The 25,648-nt window shown below is 70.7% G+C and carries 22 protein-coding genes; 17 read left to right on the top strand and 5 right to left on the bottom strand.

The genetic code is table 11. From position 1 onward, the window contains the following. Positions 1-11: 11 nt before the first annotated feature. The 7 genes from AC6CCG_RS30640 to AC6CCG_RS30610 all read left to right on the top strand — a co-directional run bounded on the left by AC6CCG_RS30640 (position 12) and on the right by AC6CCG_RS30610 (position 10,446). On the top strand, positions 12-3,371 hold the full coding sequence (locus tag AC6CCG_RS30640; protein WP_496658609.1) for a DUF5107 domain-containing protein: 3,360 nt from the start codon (positions 12-14) through the stop codon (positions 3,369-3,371). Further along, positions 3,368-4,690, top strand: coding sequence for an ABC transporter substrate-binding protein (locus tag AC6CCG_RS30635; protein WP_496658607.1), 1,323 nt, complete (start codon positions 3,368-3,370; stop codon positions 4,688-4,690). The genes AC6CCG_RS30640 and AC6CCG_RS30635 overlap by 4 nt, the downstream gene beginning before the upstream one ends. Then, positions 4,687-5,616, top strand: a complete 930-nt coding sequence (locus tag AC6CCG_RS30630; RefSeq protein WP_496658606.1) for a carbohydrate ABC transporter permease — start codon at positions 4,687-4,689, stop codon at positions 5,614-5,616. The genes AC6CCG_RS30635 and AC6CCG_RS30630 overlap by 4 nt, the downstream gene beginning before the upstream one ends. A 4-nt stretch (positions 5,617-5,620) precedes the next feature. Continuing rightward, a complete protein-coding gene (locus AC6CCG_RS30625) occupies positions 5,621-6,436 on the top strand; it encodes a carbohydrate ABC transporter permease (protein WP_496658605.1) in 816 nt (271 codons plus the stop codon). Beyond that, positions 6,433-8,484, top strand: a complete 2,052-nt coding sequence (locus AC6CCG_RS30620; RefSeq protein WP_496658604.1) for an alpha-galactosidase — start codon at positions 6,433-6,435, stop codon at positions 8,482-8,484. Before AC6CCG_RS30625 ends, AC6CCG_RS30620 begins: the two co-directional genes overlap by 4 nt. Positions 8,485-8,602: 118 nt before the next feature. Next, on the top strand, positions 8,603-9,550 hold the full coding sequence (locus AC6CCG_RS30615; RefSeq protein ID WP_496658603.1) for a phytanoyl-CoA dioxygenase family protein: 948 nt from the start codon (positions 8,603-8,605) through the stop codon (positions 9,548-9,550). Positions 9,551-9,627: 77 nt separating this feature from the next. After that, positions 9,628-10,446 carry a helix-turn-helix domain-containing protein gene (locus AC6CCG_RS30610; RefSeq protein WP_496658602.1) on the top strand — a complete coding sequence of 273 codons (819 nt, stop codon included), beginning with the start codon at positions 9,628-9,630 and terminating at the stop codon, positions 10,444-10,446. Positions 10,447-10,456: 10 nt separating this feature from the next. Here the strand turns inward: AC6CCG_RS30610 and AC6CCG_RS30605 are convergent, their stop codons facing one another. The 3 genes from AC6CCG_RS30605 to AC6CCG_RS30595 are packed head-to-tail and all read right to left on the bottom strand — an operon-like array spanning position 10,457 to position 13,027. Continuing rightward, positions 10,457-11,011, bottom strand: a complete 555-nt coding sequence (locus AC6CCG_RS30605; RefSeq protein ID WP_496658601.1) for a dihydrofolate reductase family protein — start codon at positions 11,009-11,011, stop codon at positions 10,457-10,459. A gap of 51 nt (positions 11,012-11,062) precedes the next feature. Beyond that, the gene (locus AC6CCG_RS30600; RefSeq protein WP_496658600.1) at positions 11,063-12,301 is read right to left on the bottom strand and encodes a macrolide family glycosyltransferase; all 1,239 of its coding nucleotides are present in this window, start codon (positions 12,299-12,301) and stop codon (positions 11,063-11,065) included. 24 nt (positions 12,302-12,325) lie between these two features. Further along, on the bottom strand, positions 12,326-13,027 hold the full coding sequence (locus tag AC6CCG_RS30595; RefSeq protein WP_496658599.1) for a TetR/AcrR family transcriptional regulator: 702 nt from the start codon (positions 13,025-13,027) through the stop codon (positions 12,326-12,328). A 118-nt stretch (positions 13,028-13,145) separates the two neighbouring features. Between AC6CCG_RS30595 and AC6CCG_RS30590 the strand changes: the two genes are divergently transcribed. Continuing rightward, positions 13,146-14,183 (top strand): L-idonate 5-dehydrogenase, encoded by a 1,038-nt coding sequence (locus AC6CCG_RS30590; RefSeq protein ID WP_496658598.1) that lies wholly within the window; start codon positions 13,146-13,148, stop codon positions 14,181-14,183. Then, positions 14,180-14,710, top strand: a complete 531-nt coding sequence (locus AC6CCG_RS30585) for a GrpB family protein (RefSeq protein ID WP_496658597.1) — start codon at positions 14,180-14,182, stop codon at positions 14,708-14,710. The genes AC6CCG_RS30590 and AC6CCG_RS30585 overlap by 4 nt, the downstream gene beginning before the upstream one ends. 152 nt (positions 14,711-14,862) lie before the next feature. Here the strand turns inward: AC6CCG_RS30585 and AC6CCG_RS30580 are convergent, their stop codons facing one another. After that, a complete protein-coding gene (locus tag AC6CCG_RS30580; protein WP_496658596.1) occupies positions 14,863-15,636 on the bottom strand; it encodes a M56 family metallopeptidase in 774 nt (257 codons plus the stop codon). Further along, positions 15,633-16,019 carry a BlaI/MecI/CopY family transcriptional regulator gene (locus AC6CCG_RS30575; protein ID WP_496658595.1) on the bottom strand — a complete coding sequence of 129 codons (387 nt, stop codon included), beginning with the start codon at positions 16,017-16,019 and terminating at the stop codon, positions 15,633-15,635. Before AC6CCG_RS30575 ends, AC6CCG_RS30580 begins: the two co-directional genes overlap by 4 nt. A 49-nt stretch (positions 16,020-16,068) precedes the next feature. Here AC6CCG_RS30575 and AC6CCG_RS30570 point away from each other — a divergent pair, with 49 nt between their 5' ends. From AC6CCG_RS30570 to AC6CCG_RS30535, 8 genes are all read left to right on the top strand, one after another. Further along, complete coding sequence (locus tag AC6CCG_RS30570) at positions 16,069-18,066, top strand: cytochrome c oxidase assembly protein (protein ID WP_496658594.1); 1,998 nt, start codon at positions 16,069-16,071, stop codon at positions 18,064-18,066. Continuing rightward, positions 18,053-20,317: a heavy metal translocating P-type ATPase gene (locus AC6CCG_RS30565; protein WP_496658593.1), complete on the top strand. Its 2,265-nt coding sequence runs from the start codon at positions 18,053-18,055 to the stop codon at positions 20,315-20,317. The genes AC6CCG_RS30570 and AC6CCG_RS30565 overlap by 14 nt, the downstream gene beginning before the upstream one ends. Beyond that, positions 20,314-20,835 carry a DUF5134 domain-containing protein gene (locus AC6CCG_RS30560; RefSeq protein ID WP_496658591.1) on the top strand — a complete coding sequence of 174 codons (522 nt, stop codon included), beginning with the start codon at positions 20,314-20,316 and terminating at the stop codon, positions 20,833-20,835. Before AC6CCG_RS30565 ends, AC6CCG_RS30560 begins: the two co-directional genes overlap by 4 nt. 63 nt (positions 20,836-20,898) lie before the next feature. Further along, positions 20,899-21,564 (top strand): YcnI family copper-binding membrane protein, encoded by a 666-nt coding sequence (locus AC6CCG_RS30555; protein ID WP_496658590.1) that lies wholly within the window; start codon positions 20,899-20,901, stop codon positions 21,562-21,564. 47 nt (positions 21,565-21,611) lie between these two features. Next, entirely contained in the window at positions 21,612-23,231 is a 1,620-nt protein-coding gene (locus AC6CCG_RS30550; protein ID WP_496658588.1) for a copper resistance CopC/CopD family protein, read from the top strand. A 118-nt stretch (positions 23,232-23,349) separates the two neighbouring features. Then, positions 23,350-24,120, top strand: coding sequence for a DsbA family protein (locus tag AC6CCG_RS30545; RefSeq protein ID WP_496658586.1), 771 nt, complete (start codon positions 23,350-23,352; stop codon positions 24,118-24,120). Between the two features lie 11 nt (positions 24,121-24,131). Continuing rightward, positions 24,132-24,767, top strand: coding sequence for a vitamin K epoxide reductase family protein (locus AC6CCG_RS30540; RefSeq protein WP_496658585.1), 636 nt, complete (start codon positions 24,132-24,134; stop codon positions 24,765-24,767). A 453-nt stretch (positions 24,768-25,220) separates the two neighbouring features. Then, positions 25,221-25,648, top strand: a 428-nt coding sequence (locus tag AC6CCG_RS30535; protein ID WP_496658584.1) for a transposase, incomplete at its 3' end; no start/stop codon positions are given.

The following is a 25,648-nucleotide window of genomic DNA, read 5'->3' as shown; positions in this document are numbered from 1 at the left end:
CCGTCGCGGCCATGCTCACCGACGAGTCGCCGCGGCTCACGCTGCCCGAACGCCCGCCGAGCCTGGCCGCCGCGCCGGTCGCGGGCTGGCGCGAAGCGGTGCAGATCGAGACCTATCAGCCGCTGCCGCCGGACCGGTACCCGGCCTATCTTGATCAGCGGGTCTACCAGGGCTCCTCGGGACGGGTCTACCCGCTGCCGTTCTTCGAACGGATCGATCCGGTCCGCCGCCCGGTCTCCTGGGACGCGATCCACCTGGAGAACGCGTGGATCCGGCTGATGATCCTGCCCGAGCTGGGCGGCCGGATCCACGTCGGGTACGACAAGATCGCCGGGCACGACTTCTTCTACCGCAACGACGTGATCAAGCCTGCCCTGATCGGGCTCACCGGGCCGTGGATCGCCGGCGGCGTCGAGTTCAACTGGCCGCAGCACCACCGGCCGGCGACCTATCTGCCGACCGACGCCGTGATCGAACACGAGCCGGACGGGTCGGTCACCGTCTGGTGTTCCGATCATGACCCGTTCACCCGGATGAAGGGGATGCACGGGATCTGCCTGCGACCGGACCGGGCCGCGATCGAGCTGAAGGTGCGGCTCTACAACTCCTCCGAGGAGCCGCAGACGTTCCTCTGGTGGGCCAATGTCGCCGTTCGCGCCCATGATCAACTCCAGGCGTTCTTCCCGCCGGACGTCTCGATGGTCGCCGATCATGCGCGCCGTGCCGTCACCGCGTTCCCGGCGGCAGACCGGCCCTACTACGGCATCGACTATCCGCGGCGCGCTGCGACCGATGGAGTTCCGGGAGATCGGATCGACTGGTACCGCAACATCCCGGTGCCCACGTCCTACATGTGCCTGGGCAGTGAGGGCGACTTCTTCGGCGGGTACGACCACGCTGCTCGAGCAGGCTTCGTGCACGTCGCCGATCACCGGACCGCGGTCGGCAAGAAGCTGTGGACCTGGGGCAACGCGCCGTTCGGCGAGGCGTGGTGCCGCAACCTGGCCGACGACGGGTCGGCCTACATCGAGCTGATGGCCGGCGTGTTCACCGACAACCAGCCGGACTTCTCCTTCCTGGCGCCCGGCGAGACGAAGGTGTTCAGCCAGTTCTGGTATCCGTACCAGGGCATCGGGCCGGTCCAGGCCGCGACCCTCGACGCCGCGATCAGCGTCACCGACCAGGCGGTCGGCATCGCCGCGACGGCCCGGCACGACGACGCGACCGTGATCATCGAGAGCCGCGCCGGGCGGACCGAGCACCCGGTCGCGCTCGCCCCGGGCCGGCCGGTCCGGCTGCTGCTCGGCGCCGACCAAGATCACGATGTGGTGATCACGGTCATGGCCGGCGGTGCCGAGCTGGTCCGCTGGGCCCGGACGAAACCGGCCGAGCCGGGTGGCCCGGCCACCGAACCGCCGGCACCGGAGGAGCTCGGCAGCGTCGAGGAGCTCTACCTGACCGGGATCCATCTGGAGCAGTACCGGCACGCGACCAGGTCGCCGGAGCCGTACTGGGCCGAGGCGCTGCGCCGCGATCCCGATCATGCTCCCACCTGCACCGCACTGGCGGCGCGCCGCTACCGGGCCGGCCGCTACCGGGAGGCCGACGAGCTGCTCCGCCGCGCGGTGGCCAGGCTGTCGGCCCGCAACCTCAACCCGGCCGACACGACGGCGCACTACTACCTCGGGCTGACCCTGGACCGGCTCGGTGATCATGACGGTGCCTACGCGGCGTACGTCAAGGCCGCCTGGAACCGGGCCTGGCGGGCGCCGGCCGGTTACCGGGCCGCGGTGCTGGATGCCGCCGCCGGCCGGAACGCCGCGGCGGTCGACCGGCTGGCCGACGTGCTGCGGGCCGAGCCCGAACACCTGCAGGCACGGGCGCTCTCGGTGATCATCCAGCGCCGGCTCGGCCGGACCGAGGAGGCCGAGCGGCTGCTCGCCGACACTCGCCGGCTCGATCCGCTGCACTGGTGGACGAACGACCTGGCCGGCGAGCCGCTGACCGAGGACGCCCAGACGCTGCTCGACGTCGCCCTCGAGTACGGCCGCGTCGGCGAGCCGGAGGCGGCGCTGCGGCTGCTCGACCGGGCCGCGACGGCCGACCGCTCGCGGGCGCTCGGCGCGCCGGCCGCGGGGCCGTTGATCGCGTACCGCCGGGCCGAGCTGCTCACGGAACTGGGCCGCACCGAGGCGGCGGAGGCTGCGCTCGCGGAGGCCCGGACGATCTCGGATCGCTGGTGCTTCCCGGCCCGGCTGGACGACGCGGACCTGCTGTCCAGAAGGGTTGCCGAGGATCCGGATGATCACCGGGCGGCCGCGCTGCTCGGGCACTGGCTCTACGACCGGGACCGGGTCGACGAGGCCGTGGAGGCCTGGCAGCGGTCGGTCCGGCTCGATCCCGCCGATCCGGTCTGCTGGCGCAACCTCGGCCTCGCGGCCTACAACCGGCAGCACGACCTGACGACCGCGTTGCAGAGTTACCAGCGGGCCGTGCAGGCGGCGCCGGAGGACGCCCGGCTCCGCTTCGAGCATGATCAACTCCAGGCCCGGGCCGGGATCGCTCCGGCCGAGCGCTGGGCCCGGCTGCAGGACCGGCTTGCCCTGGTCCGGCAGCGGGACGACGCGGTGGTCGAGCTGGCCCAGCTGCGGCTGTCCCTCGGTGATCACGAGGCGGCGACCGCACTGCTGCTGGAGCGGGACTTCCAGCCGTGGGAGGGCGGCGAGGGCCAGGCACTGCGCGCCTGGGACCGGGCCTGCCTGGCCCAGGCCGACGCGGCGCTCGCCGCCGGCCGTCCGGCAGACGCGGTCGGCTGGCTCGACCGCGCCCTGGCTCCGCCCCGATCCCTCGGCGAACAACGACATCCGCTGGCGAACTCGGCGTGGCTCCGGCTGGCCCGCGGCGACGCTCTGGCGGCGGCCGGTGATCACGAAGCGGCCCGGCAGGAGTGGGCCGACGCGGCCGAACAGTCCGGGGACTTCCTGTCCATGAGCACCACCCCGTTCAGCGAGGCGACCGCGGCGTCGATCACGGCACTGCGCCGGCTCGGCCGGTCCGGGCCGGCCGACGAGCTCGCAGCCGGCTTGTCGATCTTCTGTGACGAGCTCGAGGCGGCCCCGGCCACCGTCGACTACTTCGCCACCTCGCTGCCGACCCTGCTGCTGTTCGCCGAGGACCCCGAGGTGATCAAGAACCGCCGGGTCCGCTTCCTCCGGGCCCAGCTGGCCGCGGTCAACGGCTGCCGCCAGGGCGCGCTGGGCCGGCTCGCCGAGATCCTCGCCGAGGATCCCAACCATGCCGACGCGATCGACCTGAAGCGCCGGCTCGACGCACAAGATCAGAGTCCATCACTCACAGGAGAGGTTCGATGACCGTTCGCTTCTCATCCCCACCCAGCCCTACCAGCCTGACCCGACGCGCCCTGCTCGGCGGGGCCGCGGCCTTCGGCGGGGCGACCCTGCTGTCCGGCTGCATCGGCACCGGTCCTGGCACCTCGGCGCCGCCCACCGGCGGGCCGACCGGCGGTCCGGCGACGCTGCAGATCGCCTTCTCGGAGCCCAAGACCCGGGACGCGCTGCTGGAGACGATCAAGGACTACGACGGTCCGGCGCCGACCGTGAACGCCGTCGCCACCGAGCAGTTCCGGGCCCAGCTGTCCACCTACCTGACCTCGGCCAACCCGCCGGACGTGATCGGCTGGCTGGCCGGCTCGGTCGCGAGAGACTATGCCAGCAAGGGATTGCTGCTCGATGTCAGTGATCTCTGGACCGGCGACGGCGCCTGCGCGTCGTACTCGGAATCGCTGCGCGCCCTGTGCAGCGACGAGAGCGGCAAGCAGATCTTCGTCCCGACCAGCTACTACTGGTGGTCGATCTTCCACAAGAAGTCGGCCTTCCAGAAGTGGGGCATCACCGAGCCGCCGAAGGTCTGGGACGACTTCATCGCACTCTGCGACGAGCTCAAGGGCCGCGGCGTGCACCCGCTCACCAACGGCATCGGCTCCACGCCGTGGATGTCGTCCGGCTGGTTCGACTACCTCAACCTCCGGGTGAACGGCGCCCAGTTCCACCGCGACCTGCTGGCCGGGAAGTTCCCGTTCACCGACGAGCGCGTGGCCGCGGTGCTGGAGCGGTACAAGCAGCTGATCCCCTACTTCGATCCCAACATGCGTTCGTACTCCGTGCAGGAGGCGGTCACCCCGCTGGTCCAGGACAAGGCCGCGATGTATCTGACCGGCGCGTTCATCGTCGTGTCGGTGCCGAAGGACCAGGTCGACGACATCGACTTCTTCTCGGTGCCGACGATCGACCCGGCCGTCCCGAGCGCCGAGGAGGCGCCGACCGACGGCTACATGGGCTCGGCCAAGGCGCCGAACGTCGATCAGGCGAAGAAGCTGATGTCCTTCCTGGCCTCGCCGGACGCCCAGCAGAAGAACATCCAGCTGTCCGGCTCGGCCAACCTGCCGACCTCGCCCGACGTCGACACGTCCGGCTTCTCGCCGATGGTGCAGAAGGGGATCAAGCTGCTCAACGAGACCAAGGAGATCACCCAGTTCTTCAACCGGGACTCCTCCGACGCACTGCAGCTCACCGCCGATGCCGCCCTGACCAAGTTCCTGGACGATCCGTCCGACATCAAGGGAACCCTGGAGGACTGGCAGAAGGCCGCCGAGCGGGTCTTCAAACAGTGACCGCGACGGCGACGGTTCCGAGCCGGGTCACCGGGACCAGAACACGGCGGGCGCGCGGTGCGCTGCGCGTGCCGCCGGTCGTCTGGCTGTTCTTGATCATCCCGGTGGCGGTCGAGGTGTTCTGGGTCTTCTGGCCGGCGTTCAACAGCTTCCAGCTGTCCCTGACCCGCTGGCAGGGTGTCGGGGCGGCCGAGTTCATCGGTCTGCAGAACTACGTCAACCTGTCCACCGACCCGGTCTTCCTGACCGCCCTGCGCAACAACGCGATCTGGGTGATCTTGTTCGGCGGGCTGTCGGTGATCGGCGGGCTGACCCTGGCCGTCCTGCTGAACCGGCCGCGCCGCGGGGTCGGCATCTACCGGGCCGCGATCTACCTGCCGATGGTGTTCTCGCTGGCGGTGACCGGCCTGTTCTGGCGGGTGATGTACGCGCCGGACGGGCCCATCACCGGCTTCTTCGAGGCGCTCCGGATCGAGGCGCTGGCGACGCCGTGGCTGGCCTCGCCCGACCTCGCCCTGTACGGCGTACTGGTCGCGGCGGTCTGGCGCCAGGTGGGCTACATCATGGTGCTCTACCTGGCCGGGCTGAAGAGCTGCGACCCGGCGCTGGAGGAGGCGGCCGCGGTCGACGGCGCGAACCGCTGGCAACGCTTCTGGCACGTGGTGATGCCGCAGTTGGCCGGCGTCAACACGGTGGTCTTCGCGGTCACCGTGATCGACTCGCTGCGCACGTTCGACATCGTCTGGTCGATGACCCGCGGCGGCCCGTACGACAGCAGCCAGCTGCTCAGCACGTACATGTTCCAGCAGGGCTTCACCGTGGTGAATCTCGGCTACGGTTCCGCGATCGCGGTGATCATCTTCCTGCTCGCGATCATCTTCATCATCACCTATCTGGCCCGCGCGGCCGGCGGTGAGGAGGACTGAGGAGATGAACAAGACCTCACCCTGGTTCCACGTCGGGATGATCCCGTTCACGCTGCTGTACATCTCGCCGCTGATCTTCGTCGTCGGGGTGTCCCTGCGCCCGTTCGACGACATCACCATGCGTGGACTGGCGGCGTTGCCGGCAGCCTTGTCCTTCGAGGGCTTCCGGACCGCGTTCGACGCCGGTACCCGGGGCGCGCTGCTGAACAGCGCGCTGGTCACCGTGGTGACCGTGATCTTCACGCTGCTGCTGGCCTCGATGGCGGCGTTCGCACTGAGCCGGTTCCGGATCCCGTTCCGCCGGACCATCCTGTTGATCATGCTCGCCGGCAACCTGCTGCCGCCGCAGATCCTGCTCATCCCGGTGGCCAAGATCGCGGAGGGGATCGGCATCTACGACTCCCTGCTGGCGTTGATCGTGGTGCAGATCGGCTTCGGCCTCGGCTTCTACACGTTCGTGCTGCACGGCTTCATGCGCGGGATCCCGCGCGAGGTGTTCGAGGCCGCGGTCGTGGACGGCGCCGGCGCCATCCGCACCTACGGCCAGATCGTGCTGCCGCTCTGCCGGCCGGCGCTCGCCGCGCTCGGCGCGCTCGCCACCACCTGGGTGTTCAACGACCTGATCTGGGCGATGACCGTGCTCCGGACCGAGACGAAGTTCCCGATCACCGCGGCCCTGCTCAACCTGCAGGGCAGCTTCGTCAGCAAGTGGAACGTGGTCGCCGCCGGCTCGATCCTGGCCGCGATCCCGCCCGCCATCGTGTTCTTCCTGTTCCAGAAACACTTCGTGTCCGGCCTGCTGGTCGGAGCGAACAAGTGAGCCCGGTCTGGGAGCTGCCCACGGCGACCGGGGTGTACCGGGTCGGGCTCGCCCCCGATGATCTTGGTCCGGTGCTCCTGTCCTGGACCGATCCCGGCGGCGAGGCTCCGGAGGTGGAGTGGCCCGCGGCCGGCGGCTGGGACCTTCCGGCCGACGTGCTCCCGTTGGAGTACGCGGTGCTCGGCACCCGGCAACGGCAGACCTCGGAACTGATCGTCGATCACGGCGACGGGCTGCTCGGCGCCCGGGTCATCTGGGACTCCGACGGGGAGGTGATCAGCCACGGCACGGCGACAACGCTCCGGGTCCGAGCGATCGACACGACCGGGCGCGTCGAACTGGAGCTGCGCATCTGCGCCGACACCCGGCACGACGTGATCAGCAAGCGAGCGGTGATCACCAACGTCGGCCGGCGCCGGCTCACCCTGCCCCGTGCCTTCGCGCCGGCCTGGGACCTGCCGGTACCGGAGCCGCCGGTGATCGACTTCCTCGCCGGCGACTGGGCCCGTGAGTTCGGCACCCACCAGCTCCGGCTGCCGGCGGGGACGTTCACCATCGGCAGCCGGCAGGGGGTCACGTCGCACAGCTACGCCCCGGTGATCGCCGTCGGCACGCCCGGCGGTGCCGGCTACGGGTTGGCTCTGGCCTGGAGCGGATCCTGGCGGCTGGCGGCCGAGGTCGTACCGGGGTCGGGTCGGGTCCGGATCGCCGCCGGGGTCGACGACGAGACCTGCGTGATCACGTTGGACCCGGGGGAGTCGTATGCGACGCCGGAGATCCTCGGCGTCCGGGCACCCGAGGGCGTCGCCGGGCTGCCCGGCCGCTGGCATGATCATCAACGCTCGGTGCTCAGCCGCGACACCGGCCCGGCCCGGCGGCCGATCGTCTACAACTCCTGGTACGCCACGGAGTTCGACGTCCGGCCGGAGCACCAGACGGCGCTGGCCGAGGTGGCGGCGGAGATCGGCACCGAGGTGTTCGTCGTCGACGACGGCTGGTTCGCCGGCCGGACCAGCGACCGCGCCGGGCTCGGCGACTGGACACCCGACCCGGTCAAGTTCCCGCAGGGCCTTGATCCGTTGATCACGTCCGTGACGGACCTCGGACTGAGGTTCGGGCTGTGGGTGGAACCGGAGGCGGTGAACCCGGACAGCGACCTCTACCGGGCCCACCCGGACTGGGTCTACCGGGCCGGTGACCGGCCGCTGGTCACGGTGCGGAACCAGTACCTGCTCGACTTCGGCCGGCCCGAGGTGGTCGCCTGGTGCGAGGAGACCCTGCGCACGCTGTTGGCCGACCAGCGGATCAGCTACCTGAAGTGGGACATGAACCGCCCGGTCAGCGACGGCGGCCGGCCCGGTGACGATCATGGCCGCCAGTGGTCGGTGCAGCACGTCGAGGGCTATCTCCGGGTGCTCCGGATGCTGCGCGAGGAGTACGGCCACGTCACCGTGGAGGCTTGCTCGTCGGGTGGCGGCCGGATCGACGTGGCCGTGCTCGCGCTGACCGACGTGGTGTGGACCAGCGACGAGACCGGGCCGCGGGACCGGCTCGCGATCCAGCACGGCTTCCTGTCCGCGTACGGCGCGCACCTGATGAGCTCCTGGGTGACCGACCAGCCCGATCACCGTGATCAGGACCGGGCGAGCTTCGAGTTCCGCTTCCTGGTCGCGATGGCCGGAGTCCTCGGCGTCGGCTCCGACCTGCTCGCCTGGACCGGGCCGGAACGGGCGCGGGCGGCGGAGTTGATCATGCTCTACCGCGAGCTCCGGCCGACGATCCAGACCGGCCGGGTGGAGCGGCACGGCGAGCCGTCCGACCCGGTCTACGCGGTCGAGTACGGCGGCGCGGACCGGAGCGTGATCTTGGTCTACGGACGGCCCGGCCGGCGGGAGCGGCCGGTGATCACGCCGCGCACCCTGCGGCCCGGCGCACGTTACCGGGTTCGCGACGATCACCGGATCGTGATCGCGGGCGAGCAACTCACGATGGGCTTCACCCTCGCCGAGGACGCGGGCCTGGTGGTCCTCGAGCGGGACGGCGCTTGAGCCACCCTGATCGGATCGTCCAGGAAGTACGTCTCTCGGGCATGGATCCGCGCGGGTGAGTGGGTCAGAGTTGATCGAAACGACCGCCATCGGCGATCTACTCACAGGAGTGATACCCATGACCACGTCCGACATCGCGACGGCCAACCCCACCGTCGAGCTCGTCGACTCGAGCCCGCTGCTCGGCAACCCGCAGGCCCTGCTGGAGCGCGCCGCGGTCGACGGCTACCTGTTCTTCCGCGGCCTGCTGGACCGCGACCGGGTGCTCGGTCTGCGCCGGCAGATGATGCAGGTCGTCGCCGATCATGGCTGGCTGCAGGCGGGTACCGATCCGATGGACGGGATCGCCGACCGGGCCGCCTTCGACAAGGTGGACCCGGTCGCGGCGGCGTTCTGCGGCACCGGGGTGCCGCTGGCCGCGTACCAGGACATCTACCGGATCCAGGAGTTCCACGGGATCGGGCACGACCCGGCCATGATCAACTTGTACGACAGCCTGCTCGGCGGGAATGTGCTGCGGCAGCCGCTCTCGATCGCCCGGGTGATGGTTCCCGGCTCCAACTTCGAGCCGACGCCGGCGCACCAGGACTACATCCACATCCAGGGCACCAAGAACGTCTGGACGTCGTGGTTCCCGCTCGGCGACTGCCCGGTCGAGCTGGGTGCGCTGACCGTGCTGGTCGGCTCCCAGGCCGACGGGTTGCTGACGTACCACGCGGCCAAGGGGGCCGGCGAGCTGGAGGCCTACATCTGCGACTCCGGACTCTCCTGGGGCGTCGCCGACTTCCGGGCCGGCGACGTGCTGACCTTCACCAGCCTGACCGTGCACCGGGGCATGCCCAACGTGAAGGGGGAGCGGGTCCGGCTCTCGCTCGACCTGCGCTATCAGCGGGCCGACGAGCCGATCACCCGCGGGTCGATCACGCCGCACTGCGACATCCTGCCCTGGGACGACATCTACGAGGGCTGGACCGACGAGAGCCTGAAATACTACTGGCGCGACCGCGGCCTGACGCTGGTCGACCACAACGAGGAGCTGCGCTGGCAGAAGAACAAGATCTGCTGAGATCGGAGACGCCGCGGATCGCCCGGCCCGCCGCCGCCGGCGGCCCGGGCTTCCCGCTGGTCGCCTTCGCCGCGACCGTGCAGGCGCACCCTGGTGATCATTCCGGCTATCCGCGGGTCGAGTCGCGGATGCTGCTGGCCGGCAACTCGGGTCGCGGCGTGGTCGTGATCAACGGTACGGAGCACGAGCTGCGCCCGGACATGATCATGGTGCTGCCGTGGGGGCACCGGGTGGCCTACCGGCCGGACCCGGCCGATCCGTACCTGGTCTACGGTGCGCACCTGATCCCGTGGCACGCCGCGGACCAGCCGGTCGAGCTGGCGGTGCCGCACCATCCCGATCATCCGCTGGCCGGCGTCGGCTGGCGGTCCGACGCGGAACTCGGGATCGGCGACGAGTTGTGGGTCACCGACGAGACCAGCCACCCGACCCTGAAGACCTTGATCAAACTGATCGCGCAGGTCTGGGACCGCGGCACGCCGGACGTCGAGACCGCCCGCGCTCTGGGCGTGCTGGTGACCGGGGAGTTGCGGGCGGCGGACCAGATCCTGCCGCAGAACGATCGCCGGCTGCCACTGCGGCTGCGCCGGGTGCTGACCTGGGTGACCGCCGAGCCGGGCCGGCCGATCACGGTGGCCGATCTGGCCGCGGTCGCCGACTGCAGCACGGCGACGCTGACCCGGCTGTTCCGGCGCCATCTGGACACCTCCCCGTTGGCCTGGGTGCTCCGGGTCCGGATCGACGCGGCGAAGGAGTTGATCATCACCACTTCGCTGCCGATGGCCCAGATCGCGCGCCGGGTGGGCATCGGCGACGCCTACTACTTCTCCCGCCAGTTCCGGCGCCATACCGGGCAGTCACCCTCGGCGTGGCGCCGGCGCTGGGCCGGGCCATGATCATTCCAGGTCAGCCGGCAGGCTTCGCGGTGTAGCGGAGTACGACGACGCCGGTGTCATGGGTGTCGGCGCCGGCCAGGTCGAAGCTGGTCTTGGTGAAGTCCCGATAGAGCAGGTCCTCCGGCTTCGCCTTGCCGGAGATCACCGGGTGCACCCAGAGCCACAGTTCGTCGAGCAGGCCGTGCTCGAGCATCAGTCGGGTGACGTCGCCGAAGCCGTACTGGACGATGGCGCGGTCGGTCCGTGCCTTCAGCTCGCCGATCTCCTCGGCGACGTTGTCGCTGATCACCGTGGTGTTCTGCCAGGTCGGGTCGGTCAGCGAGCTGGACACGACGTACTTGGGGATGCTGTTCATCCGGTCGGAGTAGTCGTCACCGGAGCGTTCCGACCACGCCGGCGCGAAGCCGTCGTACGTCTCCCGGCCCATGATCACGGCATCGCTGCCGAACAGCAGCTCGCCGGCGGTGCGCATCGCATCCTCGCCGAAGTAGGCGAAATGCCACTCCTCGAGATTGGCGATGTCACCGTCGAGCGAGATGTTGGTCGAGTTGATGATCTTGCCCATGGGGCGGTTCCTCTCGGGTCAGTCGGCAGAACTCGGCCCAACATAACACTGTTATGAGCCGACGTGTGATCGCTGGGCGAGGAACCGGTCGATCAGCTCCGCCGACGCCACGGCGCCGCCCTCCTGGCCCAGGCCGTCCGCAATCGTCCGCGCCGCGGCCGCGTGGCCGGGATCGGTGCGGACCTGGTCGACGGCGGCGCGCAGGGTTGCCGGCGGAACCGGGCGGCCGGCCAGGTTCTGCCGGAGCACGACGCCGGCGCCCCGCTCCGCGACGGCCCGTCCGATCACCAGCTGTTCGAACTGCTGCGGAATGATCACCAGCGGTACCGCCTGCCGGAGTCCCTCGAGGACGGAGTTCATGCCGCCGTGGGTGACGAACAACTCGGCCCGGGCCAGCACGTCGAGCTGAGGTACGGAGGTCCGGACCAGGGTGTTCGGCGGCGGGGTGCCGAGCCCGGCCGGATCGGTGTGCCGGCCGACCGAGAGGACCACCCGGGCCGGCAGGTCGCCGAGAGCGCTGAAGCAGGACCGGAAGAACTCCTCGCTGCCCGCGTGCAGGGTGCCCAGCGAGACCATGATCAACGGCTCGGTGCCGGCCAGCAGGGCGGCGAGCTCGGGGTCCGTCTCACCATGCCGAGCGGCCGGATCGAAGGTCGGGCCGACATAATGGCAGCTGTCGTCGATCCGCGGGTCGGGTTGCTGCAGCCAGCGCGGGATCGGGAAGATCGTCAGGTCGCCGCGCATCGGGAAGACCGGCCGGGGTGGGAAGAGTTCCGTACCGAACAAGGAGACCAGGCGCTTCCGGGCGGCCAGGGTGCCGCCCAGATCCGGCAACGCGATCTTGATGAACTCCAGCCATTCCCGGGCCGACATGTCCCGCATGCCGCCCGCGCCGACCAGCATCGTCGTCATCAACGAGATCTTGGGCAGGTCGAGGCTGGCCGCGGCCATCCGACCCCAGACCGCGTTCGAGTCGTACGCGACGGCGTCGGCGGGTCGCCGGCGCAGTTCGTCCTGCAGGAAGGGCAGCAGGTGCTGGGTGGCCGTGAGCACTCGGGTGACCACGCGGAGCGGGCTGCCCTCACTGGTCGCCGCGGCCAGGTCGGCGGCGGAGATCGAACCGTCCGGGTACGCGACGAACTCGGCTCCGGTGGCCTCCAGTTGATCCCGGAACTCCTCGGTCGCGTAGCAGGTGACCTCGATCCCGCGGCGAACCAGTTCGCGGACCAGTGGGGCGCTGGGGTTGATGTGGCCGGCGGCAGGCATCGCCGTCAGGATGATGCGACTCATCGGTGTGGCCTTTCGACTTGTTGATCATGATCGGCCGGAGTGGCGGGCCGGCCGGCGGGCGATCTCCTCGGACAGGCGGTCCCGCAACCGCCGGTAGTGGGTCAGGGTTTCGGCGGCTGCCGCGGCGACCGCCTTCCGGGCCGGGGTCCTCGTCGGTTGCAGGGCCGCGGCGATCGTGTGGTGCAAGGCATTCGCCATCCGGCTCGGGTCGGCCTCGGGGTCGTGCAGATAGAACCCGGTCTGCACGGCTCCGAAGATCAACTCCTGTTCGGCCGGATCAAGATCGTTCCGGATCAGGCCGTGATCATGAAGGATGCGGAAGCAGTCCCGGCCGATCTCGCGGCTCCACTCCCAGAGCGGCTGCACGGCGCGCTCGTGAGCCAGCTCGCCGAGCAGTTCCCGGTCGCGGTTGCGCAGGGCCAGGATCAGCGGCCGGCCCCGGGTGGCCAGCAGGGTCAGCCGGGCCTGCTCGGCCGGCAGGACGGCGACCGGATCCTGCTCGATCGCCGTGATCAACTCGTCGGTGATCATGACCGACTCGCGCATCAGCACCGCGCCGAGCATGCGGGTCCGGGACTCGAAGTGCAGATAGACGGTGCCCTTGCCGATCCCGGCCCGGCGTGCGACCTCGTCGACGGTGACCCGCTTGGCGCCCCAGCGGAGGACCAGATCGGCCACCGCGTCGAGGATGCGCTGATCGCGATCCTGGTACGCGCTTTCGGACACCGGTCCTCCTTCCGCGAGTCGCTGTGACTCGTGACCAGATTAGTCATTTGGTCACAGCCTGGGCAACGGCCGGCACTGTGGCATCGGTTACGCTGCCGCGCATGCCAAGGAGTGACCGATGAGGGCCGTGGTCGCGTACGGGCCGGGCGATCTCCGCGTGGAGCGGCAGCCCGACCCGGAACCCGGACCCGGCGAAGCGCTGATCCGGATGGCCTTCGGCGGCATCTGTGGCTCCGACCTCTCCTACTGGCGGCACGGCAGCACCGGCGTGGCCGTGATGACCGAACCCCTGGTCCTCGGCCACGAGGTGTCCGGGCGGATCGCCGCCTTCGGGCCCGGTGCGGAACCGGAGGGTCTCGCGGTCGGTGACCCGGTCACCGTGCACCCGGCGACCGTCGTCGGCGGCGAGCCGTTGCCGGAACGGATCGCCGGCCGGACCAACCTGCATCGGGTGGTCCGTTACTTCGGCTCGGCGGCGTTCACGCCGCACACGCCCGGCGGCTTCGCCGACCTTCGTACGGTGCCGGTCGACCAGCTGCGGCCCGTACCGGAGGGCGTCGACCTGCGGCGGGCTGCCGTCGCGGAACCGCTCGGTGTCGCGCTGCACGCGGTGGGTCGGGCCGGGGAGGTCGCCGGCCGGACCGTGCTGGTCAGTGGCTGCGGGCCGATCGGTGTGCTCGTCGTCGCGGCCGCCCGGGCGGCCGGAGCCGCGGCGATCACGGTCGCCGACGTCGCCCCGTACCCGCTCGGGATCGCGCGACAGATGGGTGCCGACGTCGCGATCGACCTGTCCGCCGGCGAGCCCTTGCCGCAGGACGTCGAGGTGGCGTTCGAGGCATCGGGCGTGCCGGCCGCGGTCGGCCCGGTGCTCGCGGCCACGGCTCGCGGCGGGGTTCTGGTCCAGGTCGGCAACCTGCCCGCCGGGCCGCAGCCCACCGATCTGGCGGCGCTGGTCTCGCGGGAGATCGACTACCGCGGCAGCTATCGGTTCGTCGACGAGATCAGCGACGCGCTGGCCCTGCTGGCGGGCGGGCTGGACGTGGAGCCGATGATCAGCCACACGTTCGGGCTGGACCGGGTCACCGAGGCGTTCGAGATCGCCGCCGGCCGGGAGAGCAGCAAGGTGTTGCTCGACCTCGGCGACCCGGCGTCGTGACCGGGCCGCTGGTCGAGGTCGTCGACTGGACTCCGGATTGGGCGGTACGGTTCGCCGCCGACGCCGCCGAGCTGGTCCCGGTGCTGCCGGCCGACGCGACGATCGAGCACATCGGCTCGACCAGCGTGCCCGGCCTGCCGGCGAAGCCGATCATCGACCTGCTTGTCACGACCGCGGACCCGGAGGCGACGCTGGCCGACGGCTCCGGCGTCTTCGGCCTCGGCTACACGTACAACCCGAAGTATTTCGCCGACGATCCCGACCACCTCTTCTTCAAGCGGGACACCGGTGGCGTCCGCACCGAGCACCTGCACGTCTTCCACGTCCGGTCGCCCGCGCCGCAGGCCGACCGCGACTTCCGGGACTACCTCAGCGCGCACCCTCAGGCGGCCCGCCGCTATGCCGAGGCGAAGCGGGCGGCGGCGATCGCGCACCCGGACAGCCGGGCCGACTACGGCACGGCGAAGGAGCCGGTGCTGCTCGAACTCACCCGCGCGGCGCGACTCTGGGCCGCGGGGCGGCACTGACTCTGCCCACCCCGAGCATTCGCTGGTCCTGGCCTCGCGGAGGCCGAGTCCGCCCCTGCCGTGATCGACCGGTCAGTTGTGCAGCGACACGCCGTCAGAACCGCTGCTTTGGTGACCGGTCGGCGGGTCTTTTCGGCGGGTCTTTGTTGGGGTCAGACGGGGAGGAGGCGTTCGGCGCGGAGGTGGAACAGGTGGTCCTCACCGGTGCCCAGCTTGGCCAGGGCCGAGGCCGTGACGCCGGCGCCGCACCGACGGGCGGCGGCGTCGTCGGCGATCAGCTCGGTCAGCAGCAGGGTCGCCCGGTGCAGTTCCTGGGAGGCGATCAGAGTCGGCAGGCACGCGCAGCTGAGGGCGGCGAGGCGGGTGGCCAGATCGTGCCGGCCGCGCAGGTGAGCCCGCTCGTGCTCGATCACGGCGCGGACCTCGGCGGGGGAGAGCCGGTCGGCCAGGCCGGAGCTGACCACGATCTCGGCGCTCCGGCCGCGCAGGCCACAGGCCAGCGGGCGGGGCGAATTGATGTAGTGCACGGAGAGGCCGGCGATCGTCTCCTGCCGGTAGCCGGCCGCACTGATCAGCCGGTCGAAATCGGCCCGCAGCTTCCGCTCGGCGATGATCATGGCGCCGACCTTCGTACCGACCAGGCTGAGCAGGCCGCCGGCCAGGCCGAGCGAGATCCAGGCGACCATGGTGCCGCCGGTCGGCACCAGCCAGTCCTGCCGGGTCGCGGCCAGGTGCGCCCCGATCCCGTACGCGATCGCGAGGCCGATCGCCGTCGCCGCCGACACCAGACCGGAGAGGAACAGGATGAACCAGAGCCAGAGGCAGAGCCGCGGCCGGTCGATCCGCCAGTGACCGCGGCCCAGCAGCAACGGCGCCAGGAACATCGTCACCAACGTGTACGCCACCAGGGCCGCGACCAAGATCATGAGCGGGTGCTCCGCTTGCGTCCTCCGGTGCGGCGGGCCTCCAACGCCTGGCGCAGCGTGTCGGCGTCGCGCGCGTCCAGGTTGCCGGCCAGCTGGACCAGCGCGGCCGCGCGGTCCTCGGTCGCGGTGAGCGAGGTGAGCATCTTCTCCACCGCGTCCTCGGACTCCGACTTGGCGGCGGTGAACCGGTAGGTCGAGCCGGCGGCCTCCTCGCGGAGCACCCGGCCCTTGGTCCGGAGCCGTTCCAGGATCGTCAGGACCGTGGTGATGGCGGGCGTCGGATCACTGATCGCGGCCTGGATCTCGCGGGCTGTCAACGGCTCGCCGTGCCGCCACAGCGCGGCCATCACCCTCGCCTCGAGTTCACCCCGGTCCCGGACCATGCCACTCCTTCTACAAGTTGTTGAAGCCTAGCGTAGAGTCTCCGGCGAGATGGACGAGACAGACTCCCCGGCCGACGAACCCCGCGACCTCCCCGCCGCTCAGCAGCGGCCCACCGCCGCGCGCTCCGTCGTCCTCGTCCTCGCGACGCTGGTCGCCGCGACCGGCGTCGCGGTCGCGGCCGCCTGGCAGTCCACCCAGACCAGCCTGCCGGGCCGGGTCGAGGCCGACGTCGTCACCATCGCGATGGGGGCGCTGCTCGGCTTCGTCGCGAGCGTCAGTGCCCTGGTCACGCTGGCCCGGCTGGTCCAGGTGGTTGCCTTCGGCCGCCGGCCGGGCCGGGAGTCCGGCCACCGGCTGCCCGCCGAACAACTGGACGTACTCACCTCGGCCAGCCGCTGGTCCCTGAACTGGGCCGTCGCCGCCCTGGCGGCCGTACCGTTCAGCGCGGCGATCAGCACCGGCGTGCCGGTGGCCTACTTCCTCTACTCGCCGGGCGACTTCCTGACCGCGAACCAGTCGGCGCAGGCCTGGCTGCTGACCGCGGTGATCGGCTTCCTGGTCGCGGTGCTGACCCGCTTCGTCGGCAGTTGGCCGTCGGCGGCCCTGCTGGCCGGGCTGGTCGCCTTCGGCGGGCTGCCGCCGGTGCTGACGAACCAGGTCTCGGTCGGCGCCGGTCATGACCTGGCCACCGACGCGGCGACGATCTTCACCCTCGCCTGCTCGGCCTGGTTCGCGATCACCTGGGCGGCCGGCGAGACCTGGCGGGACCAGGAGGTGGTCGCCCGCTACCGGCTGGTCGCGGGCGTCGCGCTGCTGCTCAGCCTGGTCGCGCGGGTCGGCATCGCCGCCTTCGAGCTCGCCGACGAACTGCCCTGGCGGTCCGGGTACGGGATGGTGCTGCTCGGCCTGTTGGCGTTGCTGGTCGTGCTGGCCGTGCTCTGGCTGGTCCGGCTGCGCGCCCTGATCACCCCGCGCTGGGACCCGGTGCTGATGATCTTCGTCCTCGGTGCCCAGGCCGCGCTGACCGCGCTGATCCCGCCGCGCTACTGGTGGCCGCAGTCGGCTCAGGAGAACTATCTCGGCTTCGACGTGCCGAACCCGCCGCAGATCGCCGAGATGCTGCTGCCGGGCCGGCCGAACCTGCTCTTCGCGACGGCGGCGATAGTGGCGATTCTCCTGTACGGCTGGGGTTTCCTGCGCCTGCGCCGGCGCGGTGATCACTGGCCCGCGTACCGGATGGTGACCTGGACGCTGGCCTGGCTGATCGTGCTGGTGGTCACCACGAGCCGGGTCTGGATGTACTCCTCGGCCATGTTCAGCTGGCACATGGCCGTGCACATGACGTTCAACATGCTGGTCCCGGTGCTGATCGTGCTGTCCGGACCGATCACCCTGCTGCAACGCGCCGGGCGGGTGTCCCGGCCCGGCGAGCCGTACCGGATCCGGGACGCGGTGAACGCCTTCCTGCAGCTGCGGCCGACGCGGGTGATCACGCATCCGCTGGTGGTCTGGGTGATCTTCATCGGCTCCTTCTACGCGCTCTACTTCTCCGGCCTGTTCGACTCGGCGATGAAGTACCACTGGGCGCACCAGCTGATGACGCTGCACTTCCTGATCATCGGCTGCCTGTTCTACGGGCTCGCCGTCGGCGTGGACACCCCGCCGCGGCCGATCCCGCACGTCGCCAAGCTCGGCTTCGTCTTCGCCGCGATGCCGTTCCACGCGTTCTTCGCGGTGGCCGTGCTGTCCGGCGGTTCGATCATCGGGGAGAACTTCTACTCCTCGCTCGACCTGACCTGGCCGCACGATCTCGCGGCTGATCAGCAGGTCGGCGGGCAGATCGCCTGGGCCACCGGCGAGCTGCCGTTGTTGATCATCATCGTCGCCCTGGTCGCCCAGTGGTTCCGGTCCGACCAGCGCGAGGCGCGCCGTCGGGAGCGCAAGGTCCCGGGGCGGGACGACGAGTTGGACGCCTACAACACGATGCTGGCCGAACTGGCCAAGCGTGAAGCGGACCGGGAGGTCGCCCGCGATGACCGGCACTGAGGTGACCACCGGCGGAGTGATCGCCGAGCGGACCGACCGGATCGAGCTCGAGATCGGCGGGATGACCTGTGCCGCCTGCGCCGCCCGGATCGAGAAGAAGCTGAACCGGCTCGAGGGCGCGACCGCGATCGTCAACTACGCGACCGAGCGGGCCGTGGTCACCGGGCTCACCGCGGACCGGGCGCCGGACGTCGTCGAGGCGGTACGGAAGGCGGGCTACACCGCCGACGTGATCCCGGCCGACGCCGGTGCCGACCAGTACGAGAGCAGCCGGCCGGACCGGGTCGGCATGCTGCGCCGCCGGCTGGCCGTCGCCGCGATCCTCACCCTGCCGCTCGGCAACCTCACCATCGCGCTGGCCCTGGTGCCCGGGCTTCGCTTCCCGTACTGGGAATGGCTGTGCGTGCTGATCGCCATCCCGGTCGTCTTCTGGTGCGCCTGGCCGTTCCACCGCGCCACCCTGCGCAACCTGGCGCACCGCTCGTTCAGCATGGACACGCTGGTCTCGCTCGGCGTGCTGTCGGCCTTCGGCTGGTCGGTGGTCTCCTTGATCACCGGGTCGCCCGATGATCAAGGCTATTGGCTCGGCTACGGGATCACGCCGGCCGGCGCCGACTCGATCTATCTCGAGGTGGCGGCCGCGGTCACCACCTTCCTGCTGACCGGCCGCTACTTCGAGGCGCGCGCCCGGCGGTCCGCCGCGGACGTGCTGGGGGCGCTGAACCGGCTGGCGGCGAACCGGGTCCGGGTGGTCCGCGACGGCGAGGAACGCGTGATCGACGTCGCCGAGCTCGGGGTCGGCGAGACGTTCGCCGTGCGGCCGGGGGAGACCATCGCCGCCGACGGTACGGTGCTCGACGGCGCCTCCTCGATCGAGGTGTCGATGATGACCGGCGAGCCGCTGCCGGTGGAGGCGACCGCCGGGTCGACCGTGCTCGGCGGCACGATCAACCTGACCGGCCGGTTGCTGATCAGGGCCGACCGGGTGGGGGAGCAGACCCAGCTGGCCCAGATGGCCGTACTGGCCGAGCAGGCGCAGGCCCGCAAGGCCCGGGTGCAGCGGCTGGTGGACCGGGTCGTCGCCGTGTTCGTCCCGGCGGTGTTGATCATCGCGGCGCTGACCCTGACCGGCTGGCTGATCTCCGGCGCCGGGGTCCGGGAGGCAGCCAGTGCGGCGATCTCGGTGTTGATCATCGCCTGCCCGTGCGCGCTGGGCCTGGCGACCCCGACCGCGCTGATGGTGGGTGTGGGCCGGGCCGGCCAGCTGGGCATCGTGATCAAGGGACCAGACGCCCTGGAGGCGAGCGGCGAGATCGACACCGTGGTGCTGGACAAGACCGGCACCCTGACCGAGGGCTCCGTCGCCGTCCGTTCGGTACGGGTCGTCGGCGACCTCGCCGAGGCCGAGGTGGTCCGGCTGGCGGCCGCCACCGAGCGGCACTCCGAACACCCGGTCGGCGCAGCCATCGCGGCCCTGGCCGACGGGGGCCAGGGCGAGGAACCGTCGGTGATCGACTTCGCGGCCGAACCGGGCCTCGGCGCCCGGGCCGTGGTGGACGGAAGGCGCGTGGTGATCGGCAACGCGAAACTGATGGAACGGCACCGGATCGCCGTGCCGGCGACGGCGAACGAGACTCTGGTGGCCGCCGAGTCGGAGGGTCAGACGGCCGTCCTGGTCGCGGTCGACGACATCGTGGTGGCGGTGATCGGGCTGGCCGACACGATCCGCGACTCGGCCGCCGAGGCGGTCGCCGAACTCCGCCGGCTCGGCCTGACCACGGTGCTGCTGACCGGGGACAACGAGCGTGCGGCCGATGCGGTCGGCACGGCGATCGGCGTGGACGCGGTGATCGCGGACGTGCTGCCGACCCAGAAGGCGGCCGCGATCGAGTCGCTGCAGGCCGGCGGCGCGAAGGTCGCCATGGTCGGCGACGGGATCAACGACGCCACCGCGCTGGCCACCGCCGATCTCGGGTTGGCCGTGATCAACGGCACCGACATCGCGCTCCGGTCGGCGGATCTGATCCTGGTCCGGCGCCACCTCGGCGTGATCCCGGACGCGATCGAGCTGTCCCGGCGGACGCTGAAGACGATCCGGGGCAACCTGATCTGGGCGTTCGGCTACAACATCGCCGCGATCCCGCTGGCCGCCGCGGGCTGGCTGAACCCGTTGATCGCCGGCGTCGCGATGTCGCTGTCGTCGATCTTCGTGGTCACCAACAGCCTGCGCCTGCGCAACTTCCGGTCATGATCGACGCCTGGGCGATCACCGCGATCTCGGCGGCCGTGGCGGTCCACGGGGCGGTCCGGCTGGTCCGGCGGGAGGGCTGCTCCGGCCGGACGGCGGTGATCTCCCAGTGCCTGCACGTGATCATGGCCGTCGCCATGATCACCATGGTGTGGCTGTCCCAGCCGGTCTGGTCGGGCTGGCTGCAGCTGGCCGGGTTCGCGCTGGCCGGGGTCTGGTACCTGCTGCCCGGCGTCCGCTGCAGCGGCGACCGGGAAGCCTGGCCGACCCACGCCGTGATGATGTTCGGGATGGCCTGGATGGCCCTGGTCATGATCATCCGCCCGCCCGGGCCGATCGCGTCGCTGGCCGGGATCGCCGTGCTGGTGGCGTTCCTGGTGGCCGCCAGCCGTCAGCTCGTCGCGCTCGCCGGGCCTCTGGTCAGGCGGCACCGGCACCGGATCGCCGACCGCTCGGCGACCGTCGCCATGATGCTCGGCATGATCATCATGACCGTACCGATGCTGGCCGTGTCGACCTGATCCGCGGGTCTTCTACAAGTTGTAGAATCGCGGCATTCGGACCAGCGAAACGAGGAAACCACGATGCGACGTACCGCTCTCGCCGTCACCGGCGGCCTGCTGCTCCTGCTGCTCGGGGCGAGCCCGGCCGGCGCCCACGTCTCCGTCAGCGCCGAGCGCGCCGTCGCCGGCGAGTACGCCGTGCTGACGTTCGCCGTACCGCACGGCTGTGAGGGGTCGCCGACGACCAGGATCGCGATCAAGATCCCGGAGTCGATCACCACGACCAAGCCGACCGTCGTCGCCGACTGGAGGGCCGAGGTGGTCCGCGTGAAGCTGGCCGAGCCGAGGACCGACAGCCACGGCACCAAGATCACCGACCGGGTCGACCAGGTCGTCTACACGGCCGAGCAGCCACTGCCCGACGAGCTCCGGCAGACGTTCCAGGTCCAGGTGAAGCTGCCCGACGACGCGGCCGGGACCACGCTGACCTTCCCGACGGTGCAGACCTGCGCCAAGGGTGAGACCGCTTGGATCCAGGTACCCGCTGCCGGTCAGGACCCGGAGTCCCTGGAGCTGCCTGCGCCCGCGATCGAGGTGACCGGTCCCGCGCCGGAGTCGGCGCCGGAGGCTCCCGGCGGTGAGGCCTCGGGGCTCGGTTGGACCGGCCCGGCCGGGCTGGTGGCCGGCTTGCTCGGACTGGCCGCCGGCGGCTATGCCCTGATCAGGACCAGGCGGTCGTCGTCCTGATCGTTCTCCGCCGCGCCCTGCGGGCGCTCCTGCTGACCGGGGTCCTGGTGATCGTCACCGCGACCCCGGCGGCCGCGCATGCCCGGCTGCTCGGCACCGACCCGGCCGAGGACGCCGTCGTCGCGACCCGGCCGGACGCGGTCCGGCTCACCTTCGACCAGCCGGTCCGGCCGCTCGAGGGCGGGACCGTGCTCTACGCGGCGGACCGGGCGCCCCGGACGCTGCCCGCGACCGCCGACGGAGCCGTCCTCCGGATCGACCTGCCCGGTGACCTCGGCCCCGGCACCTATCTGGTCGGCTGGCGGGCCGGTTCGGAGGACTCCCATCCGATCTCCGGCGTGCTCGAGTTCTCCATCGGCCATCGCGGCCCGCCGCCGGCCGGACCGGAGCCCGAGCCGGGCGACGTGGCCGAGCCGTTCCGGATCGTCGCCCAGGCCGCCGCCTACCTGGGCCTGATGCTCGCGCTCGGCCTCGCTGTCTTCGACGCCCTCGCCGCAACCGTCCTGGCCACCACGCGCCCTGAGCCTGTCGAAGGGCCAGGTCCGGCCCGGGTCGGCACTTCGACAAGCTCGGTGCGCGTTCGGCGCCGCAGGAGCGGAGAGACTCGACTCCGACGCCGACTGGAACTCGGAGCGGGCGCGGTCGGCCTGGCCGGCTGGATCGGCGTCGCCGTGATCACCGGCCGGACCGGAGCGCCGCTGGTGCCGGCCCTCGGCTCTGTGCTGCTCGCCGCCGGCGGGCTCGGCCTGCTCCACAGTGCGCCGGACCGCGGCAGTCGAGCCGGCCGGCTGCTGGTCGGCGCCGGAGCGGTCGTGGCCGCCGCCGCGGCGCTGCCGCTCGGCCACGGCGTCGCCAAGGGCCCGGCCTGGCTGATGCTGCCGGCCGACCTGCTGCACGTTCTCACCGGCGGCCTGTGGCTCGGTGGCCTGGCCGGGCTGGTGATCTTGCTCGCTTCGGTGCGGGCCGCCGAGGTCACGGCCGCGCTGCCGTACGCGAAAGTGCTGGATCGCTTCTCGGTCATCGCCGCGACCGCCCTGGTGCTGCTGGCCGCCTCCGGCGTCGTCCAGACGTTGCTGATCCTGCCGGAGCCGAGGGCGCTGATCGACACCGGTTACGGGCGGGTGCTGCTGGTCAAGATCGGACTCACCGCGGTCGCTGCCGTCCTGGCCGCCGCCAACCACTACCGGGGGCTGCCCCGGATCCGGGCTGCCCGGAACGGGACCGCGGCCTTCCGCAGGCTCCGCCGCGGAGCTCTCCACGAGGCCGCGATTCTCGCCCTCGCCGTGATCACCGCCGGGGTCCTGGTCGGGCTCAGCCCGGTGCCGGCCGCACCGCGTCCGCCCAGCCGGGAGTTCACCGTTCATCTCGATCTGATCACGGTCCGCGGCCACATCGATCCAGGGCGGGTCGGCGGGAACGTCGTCGAACTGACGATCGTTGATGCCGAGGGGCGTCGAACCCGGACCGCCGAGAATCCTCGGCTCCGGGCCATCCATCGGGCATCCGGATTGGGACCGATTGACGGTACGACCTCGCCGGCGACGGCGGGGTCGTACCGCGCCGACCTCGACCTTCCGCTCGCCGGGGTCTGGCAGTTCGAGATCGCCGCCCGGACCTCCACCTTCGCGGAACCGGTGGCGACGGTCGACGTCGAGATCACACCATGACCGCGGTTCACAGCAAGAGACAGCTGATTCACAGCTTGGCCGGAGCGCTGCAGCGGGCCAGGGGCGACGCGGCATTGTTAGGCTTCGAGCCGTACGAAAGACGAAAGGTTGACATCAGATGGCGTCGGTGAAGGCGAAGTCGCAGTCCGGGGGGTCCAAGAAGTCCGCCCGCGAACTGGCGAAGGCACAGGCCGCCGCGGCCCAGAAGCGTGGTCGGCTGACCCAGATCATCGTGATCGCCGCCGTCGCCCTGGTGGTGATCGGCATCATCGGCTCGGCCGTGATCATCTCGGTGGTCACCCAGAACGACCGCCGGCCGAGCGCCAACACCACGGTCACGGTGTCCGGACGGGAACTGCCGCTCACCGTCGACGGGACCGCGATCCGGATCGGACCGGCCGATGCCAAGGTCACCATCGACCTCTACTACGACTACTCCTGCCCGCACTGCAAGGAGTACGACGCCGCCACCGCGAAGACGTACGAACAGCTGCTCGGTGAGGGCAACCTGGCGATCAACTACCGCCCGATCCAGTTCGTGTCGCAGTACGGTCAGACCGCCGGCAACGCCAGCGCCGCCGTCGTCGCGTACCAGCCGGCCGACTGGCTGGCCTTCCACTCGGCCCTGTTCGTCAACCACACCCAGCAGACCGACATCTGGCAGAACGCCGACTTCAAGGCCTTCGCCGAGCAGAACGGCGTGACCAACCCCGAGGCGCTGAAGGCGATCGAGGACGGCAAGTACAGCTCCTGGATCACCGGCAACACCGGTGACGCGGTCAAGGCCGGCGTGGAGGCCACGCCGACGGTCATGATCAACGGCCAGAAGTCGGAGTTGCTGCAGGGGCAACAGCTGATCGACAAGGTGCATCAGCTGGCCGGGTCCTGATCATGGTCGCGGTGAGCACGCCCGAGACCGACGAGGTCGAGGAGACGGACGGCGGCCGGTCGCCGGCGTACCCGCTGCTGTTGATCATCGGCGGCGCGCTCGGCTTCATCGCGGCGATGGCGCTGACCATCGAGCGGAACCACCTGCTGGAGAACCCCGAAGCCAAGCTGTTCTGCGACGTCAACCCGTTCGTCGCCTGCGGCCCGGTGATGACCTCCGCGGCCGGCTCACTGCTCGGCTTCCCCAACCCGCTGCTCGGCATCGGCGGCTTCGCCGTGGTGATCACCCTCGGTGCCGGGCTGCTCGCCGGCGCCCGGTTCGCCCCCTGGTACCGGATCAGCTTCGCCGTCGGTACGGTGCTCGCCGGCGTCTTCATCACCTGGCTGCAGACCCAGAGCCTGTACGTGATCGGCAAGCTCTGCCCCTGGTGCATGCTGGTCTGGCTGGTCACCATCCCGATTGTCGCCACCACCGTCGTGCGTACCCTCGCGGACGGGGCGCTGGGCGAGAAGGCGCAGGCGATCGGCCGGCGGCTCGACGGCTTCAAGATCACCATCATCGCGGTCTGGTACCTGCTCGTCATCGCCGCCATCGGCCTCCGCTTCTACCGCGACTTCGCCCTCTACTTCTTCCAGATCGCCCTCTGACTCGCTCACGCACGCCGCGACCCGCGGCGCGCCAAGCCCAACACTCGCCGAGTTCGGCCGCTGGGCCAGGTGGCGTTGAGGAAACGACCGGGGCGGCCCGGTCAGCTGCCTACCGAGGCAGCGAATCCAGCTGTCCCTGAGCGCACGCTCCCACACGTGGCTTCACCCCTCCGCGACCGTCCACACTCGCACCGCCTTCGCTCGCGCTGCCCGCGCACCCGCGGCCAATCATCGAGTGTGACCTTGCGACCGTCGGAAATCGAGGCAGATTCATACGGTCGTAGCAACATTGGTTTGTTGGGACGGGTTGTTGCGATGGTGAAGTTGTTTCCGGTGGGGACTCGGGATCGGTTCATTGAGCTGGTGTGTGGTGGGGCGAGTTTGCAGGGGGCTGCGGCAGCGGTCGGCGCGTCGCGGATGTCGGGGGTGCGGTGGTGGCGCCAGTCTGGGCGGATGGAGCTTGGTCTTGAGGTGGGTCGTCATGGCGGGTTGGTGGCTGGGGTGCCGGTGGCTGATCCGTCGGTGTCGGCTGTGCGTCGCCGCCCGTTGACGGCTGGGGATCGGCACGCGATTCAGTTGGGCGTGAGGTTGGGGCATTCGCAGGGCGAGATCGCGAGGGCGATCGGTCGCGATCGGTCGGTGGTGTCGCGGGAGATCGCGCGGAACTCGTGTGAGGACGGGCTGTATCGAGGCGGGGTGGCGCAGCGGATGGCGGCGGCGCGTCGGGAACGGCCGAAGCCGTTGAAGTTGATCACTCAGCCTGGGTTGTGCACGAAGATCGAGGAGTGGCTGAATGATGGCTGGTCGCCAGGCCTGATCGCGGCTGTGTTGGCCCGTGATCACGGGAGTGATCAGACTAGGAGGGTGTCGCACGAAACGAT

This window comes from Microlunatus sp. YIM B11417 (genome assembly GCF_059617205.1).
This window is presented reverse-complemented; position numbering and strand designations above follow the sequence as displayed.